The sequence below is a fragment of the Cellulomonas bogoriensis 69B4 = DSM 16987 genome, assembly GCF_000767165.1.
GTDB lineage: Bacteria > Actinomycetota > Actinomycetes > Actinomycetales > Cellulomonadaceae > Actinotalea > Actinotalea bogoriensis.
Map to the genome: position 1 here is coordinate 1 of NZ_AXCZ01000181.1, position 5,242 is coordinate 5,242.

A 5,242-nucleotide genomic window follows, 5' to 3' on the forward strand; every position below is an offset into this window, starting at 1 on the left:
GCCGGCCTCGGCCGCTACCGCCAGGAGCGCCCTGGTACGACCGCGGGTGTGGGTCAGCCCGGCGGGCCCCGTCACACGCGCCAACCGCCGGTGCCCCCGCGCCACCAGACGCATCGCCACGTCGCGCATCGGCCCCTCGTCGTCGGTGCGCACCACCGCATGGTCCTGGTCATCCATGTCACCCACCAGCACCGCCGTCAGGCCGAGCTCGCGCAGCAGCGCGGGACGCGGGTCGTCGTCCACCAGGTTCACCACCACGACGGCATCGGTGAGCCCCGACGCCGCCCACCGACGGTACGCCTCCATCTCGGCGTCGAGGCCCGGCACCACGTGCAGCAGGACCGACAGGCCGCGCTCCACGAACCGCTCCTCCATACCCCCGATGAGCTCCATGAAGAACGGCTCCACGCCGAGCAGACGCGTGGGCCGTGCCAGCACCAGTCCGATCGCACCCGAGGCCACACCGTGAGCGTATCGGCGAGGGGACGCCACGGCACCGCGGGTCGGTGGCTACGGTAGGGGGCGAAGGGTCGGGGCGGCCCCTGGACGGAGGAACGCACATGGGGGCGGGGCGCGTGACCACCCACCAGGGAGCGACAGCAGCGGTGCTCGACGTCATCCGCGCCTGCGGCACCACGTCCCGGGCGGACCTCGTCCATGTCACCGGGCTCACCGGTGCCACCATCTCGACCGCCGTCCGACGCCTCATCGACGACGGTCTGGTCATCGAGACCGGCCGCGCCGAGTCCACGGGCGGCAAGCCCCGGGTGCTGCTCCAGCTCAACCACGCCGCGCGATTCGCGATCGGCGTCCACCTGGACCACTCGGGCATCGTCTACGTCCTGACGACCCTCGGCGGAACCGTGATCGGGCGCATGTCCCGCGCCGGGGCCGGTGTGGGCAACCCACCCACCGTCATCGCACGCATGGCTCAGGAGGTCGACGCACTCATCGACGGATCCGGGGTGGACCGGGACCGGGTGCTGGGGCTCGGCCTCGTGTCACCCGGCCCCCTCACCCCGGCGGCAGGCATGCGCCTGACACCCCCCGCCATGCGTCAGTGGGAGGACTTCCCGCTGGACCGTGCGGTCCACGAGGCCGTCGGGGTGCCGGTGCTGCTGGACAACGACGCGACCGCCGCCGCCCTCGGCGAGCACTGGACCGGCAGGGCCGGACCCCGGTCCACGTTCGCGGCCGTCTACATGGGCACCGGGGTCGGCGCCGGGCTGATCATCAACGGCGCCGCCTACGGCGGGGTCAGCGGCAACGCCGGCGAGATCGGCCACATGTGCCTGGACCCCGACGGACCCGAGTGCTGGTGCGGTGCCCGCGGCTGCACCGAGGCGCTGGGCGGGCCCGCGCGAGTGGTGGCCGCCGCGTGCGACGACCACGACCTGAGGCGCCGCGCAGGCCTGGACGGACAGCCCGCGGAGAACGGCCGCGCCGAGGTCGCCGGCAGATTCGCTGCGGTCGCTCGCCTGGCACTACGGGGCGACACCCGCGCGCGGGAGCTCCTCGAGGACTCCGCCCGCTACGTGGGCCTGGCCACCCGGGCGCTGGCGAACGTCATGGACGTCGACCTGGTGATCCTGACCGGTCCGAGCATGGCCGTCGCGGGCTCGGTCTACGTGCCCGTGGTGCAGGCCGAGCTCGACCGGTCGTTCTTCTCCAGGTCCACCCACGGGGTGCGGGTCATGGTCTCGGCCAGTGCGCGCACCTCAGCGGCGATCGGGGCCGCGGCCATGGTGCTCCAGTCCCACCTGGTCCCCCACAGCCACGGACCCGCACTGCCCCTGACGACGGCGCGCGCCCAGCTCTGAGCCGAGGGCGGCCCGCTCGGACGCCGGCCCCGATCAGACGTAGGCGATCAGACGTAGGCGGAGTACGCCGGCAGGTCCAGGACGCCGTTGCCCGACAGCCCGATGACCACGACCTCGCCCTCGGCAGCGGTGCGGGCGTGGGCGATCGCTGCCGCGACGGCGTGGGTCGACTCCGGCGCCGGGATGATCCCCTCGGCACGGGCGAACTCCACTCCCCCGACGAACGCCTCGTCCTGGTCGACCGCGACCGCGTCCATCAGACCGAGCTCGACCACGTGCGACACCATCGGCGCCATGCCGTGGTAGCGCAGCCCCCCGGCGTGGATCGACGGGGGGACGAAGTCGTTGCCCAGGGTGTGCATCTTGAGCAGCGGGGTGAGTCCCGCCACGTCCCCGTGGTCGTACCGGTACTCGCCCTGGGTGAGCGACGGGCACGCCGCCGGCTCGCACGCCACGGCCCGGGTCGTGGTGCCCTCGCGCAGGTTCTGCCCGATCAGGGGGAACGTCAGGCCCGCGAGGTTGGAGCCACCGCCCGCGCACCCGAACACCACGTCGGCCTGCTTCTCGCCCGCCTCGGCCAGCTGCACCAGGACCTCCTGGCCGATGACCGACTGGTGCAGCATCACGTGGTTGAGCACGCTGCCCAGCGAGTAGTGCGCGGCAGGGTCCTTCGCGGCGGCCTCGACCGCCTCGCTGATCGCCATGCCCAGCGACCCGGTCGTGTCCGGGGTGCGCTCCAGGATCGCCCGGCCCGCCTCGGTGAGGTCGGACGGGGACGGGTGGCACACGCTGCCGTAGGTCTCCATCTGGTAGCGGCGGTACGGCTTGGCGTCGTACGAGGCGCGCACCTGCCACACCTCGCACGTCAGCCCGAGCAGGGCGCACGCCATCGACAACGACGCGCCCCACTGGCCCGCCCCCGTCTCGGTGGTGAGTCGGGTGATGCCCTCGACGGCGTTGTAGTAGGCCTGGGCGACCGCCGTGTTGGGCTTGTGCGACCCGACCGGGCTCACACCCTCGTACTTGTAGTAGACCCGGGCACGGGTGCCGATCGCCCGCTCCAGGCGGTGGGCGCGCACCAGGGGCGACGGACGCCACGAGGAGTAGATCTCGCGCACCGTCGCGGGGATCTCCACGTACCGCTCGGTGGTGACCTCCTGCTCGATGAGACCCATCGGGAACAGCGGCGCCAGGTCGGCCGGGGTCAACGGCTCCCGGGTCCCCGGGTGCAGGTGCGGGGGCACCGGCTCGGGCAGGTCGGCCGCCAGGTTGTACCAGTGCGTGGGCACCGTCGAAGGGACCTCGTGGCCCAGTGGCTCGATCCCGCGGTGGGCCGGCGCGGCACCCGGCGTCACGGTCTCGGTCGGGTCGCTCGCGCGGTCGGTCACGGGGCCGTCCTTCGTCGTCGTCGGCGGGGTCGTGGTGAGCATAGTGGCCGCGTGAGGGGGATCGTCCGGGACCTCACGCCCGCCGTCGGCGGTCCGCCCACAGCTTCAGGCACGCCGGTTCCACCAGCACGGCCGCGAGCAGCGAGTACACGATCGTCAGGGCCGTGATGATGCCGAACTGCTGCATCGGCACCAACGAGGCGAAGGCCAGGACCCCGAACCCGGCGGCGGTCGTGCCCGCCGACCCCAGCAGCGCCGAACCGGTGTGGGTCACGGTCCGCCGGATCGCGGTGTCCACGTCGGCCCCGGGGATCGCGAGCTCCTCCACGAACCGGTTCGTCACGTGGATCCCGTAGGGCACACCGATGCCGATCGCCAGGGAGGCGACCATCGCCGTCATCACGTTGAAGCTGATGCCCAGGACCCACATCGACCCCAGGACCCACGTCACCACCAGCACCGACGGCGCGATCGTCACCAGCCCGAGGACGGGGTGCCGGTGACGGACCGCGAAGAACGTCACCAGGACCAGGCCGGCCACACCCAGGGTCAGGGCGATCCCGCGGACCTGGGAGTCGGTGAGCGCCTCGAGCGTCTCGTCGTACAGGAGCATCTCGCTGACCACGGTGACCTCGACCCCGGCGTCGCGCACCGGGTCCAGGTCGGTGAGCAGCGCCTCGCGCAGTTCGACGGCGCCGTCCTGACCGGCGAACGTCTCGATCACCAGCACCCCGGCGTCCGCCCCGGTGCTCACGACCCGGTCCACCAGCTCGGGTGCGACGTCACGGGCCAGGTCCAGCATGGCGGGGACGTCGGCGTCCGCGGCGAACCCGTCCTCGGCCAGGCCCAGCGCACCCAGCGCCTGCCCGAGCCCGGGCTCGGCGGCCAGGGCCAGCAGGACCGAGGCCGGGGAGGTGACCTGGGCGAACCCGTCGGTCCCGCGCACGCCGTCGGTGGTGGCCATCCGGTCCTGCGCCTCGAGCAGGGCGTTCATCGCGTCGGGCTCGTCCAGGGGGCCTTCGAGCAGGACCTGCGTGGTCTCCTCCACGTCACCGCCGAACTGGTCGGTGAACGTGGTGAGCAGCTCCCCGATCTCGGAGTCCTCCGGGATGAAGTCCTCCTGGCTGAAGGACGTGGAGACCTGGGTGGCCGCACCGGTCGCCGCGACCGTCACGACCGCCGCGACCGCCAGGGTCGCCTTGGCGTGCCGCTCGGCGAGCACCGCCGCACGGCTCATCGCCCGGCCCAGCCCCGTGCCGGTGCCCGAGGCCGGCTGCTTGAAGCGCCCCCGCGCGACGCGACGCCGGTCCACGAGGGTGCGCACCGACGGCACCAGCAGGACCATCACCACGAACGCCGACAGCACACCCACCGCGACGAACAGCCCGAAGTCCCGCAGCGGCGGCAACGGGGAGATCAGGTTCGTCAGGAACCCGATCATGGTGGTCATGGTCGCCAGGACCAGCGCCCCACCCACGCTCAGCACCGCGGCGCGGGCCGCGGCCGGCGGGGGCGCGCCCTCGGTCATCTCCTCGCGGTACCGGGACGTCAGGTGGATGGCGTAGTCCACCGCCAGACCGATCAGGAGCACCGGGATGACCGAGGAGACCTGGGTGAGCTCCCCGGTGACGCCCAGGTAGCCCGGGCCCAGGAGCACCCCCAGCCCGTAGGTCCACACGATCACCACGACCAGGCCCGACAGGCTCAGGACGACGTCTCCCACCCGGCGGTAGGTCAGCATGAGGATCGCGATGATCAGGGCGAACGCCAGACCGAGGAGCAGCGGGAGCTGGGTGTCCAGGTCCTCCATGAGGCTGTCGGTCAGGATGTACTCGCTCAACGGCGAGAGGGTGACGCCCTCGACGTCGAGGTCGGCGACCGCGTCCCGCAGCGCGAGCTCGACGTCCATGCGCACGTCCTCGGGCAGGTCCGCCACCAGCCGCACCACGACCAGGCCGGCGCGGGCCTGACCGGCGGCGGCGTCCAGGTCCTGCGACAGCAGCGCCCCCACCTGCGCGCCGGCAGCCGGGTCCT

Annotated in this window: 3 protein-coding genes and 1 pseudogene; 1 reads left to right on the forward strand and 3 read right to left on the reverse strand. The window is 72.9% G+C overall.

Features of this window, described 5'->3' with window-relative positions:
- Window positions 1–462, reverse strand: a pseudogene (locus tag N869_RS12650) (LacI family transcriptional regulator); the annotation flags it as partial.
- A gap of 113 nt (window positions 463–575) precedes the next feature.
- Between N869_RS12650 and N869_RS12655 the strand changes: the two are divergent.
- A complete protein-coding gene (locus N869_RS12655; RefSeq protein WP_232229724.1) occupies window positions 576–1,820 on the forward strand; it encodes an ROK family transcriptional regulator in 1,245 nt (414 codons plus the stop codon).
- 47 nt (window positions 1,821–1,867) lie between these two features.
- Here the strand turns inward: N869_RS12655 and N869_RS12660 are convergent, their stop codons facing one another.
- Window positions 1,868–3,175, reverse strand: a complete 1,308-nt coding sequence (locus tag N869_RS12660) for a TrpB-like pyridoxal phosphate-dependent enzyme (protein WP_035062232.1) — start codon at window positions 3,173–3,175, stop codon at window positions 1,868–1,870.
- 106 nt (window positions 3,176–3,281) lie between these two features.
- A partial coding sequence (locus tag N869_RS12665) for an efflux RND transporter permease subunit (RefSeq protein WP_156968537.1) occupies window positions 3,282–5,242 on the reverse strand: 1,961 nt, incomplete at its 5' end.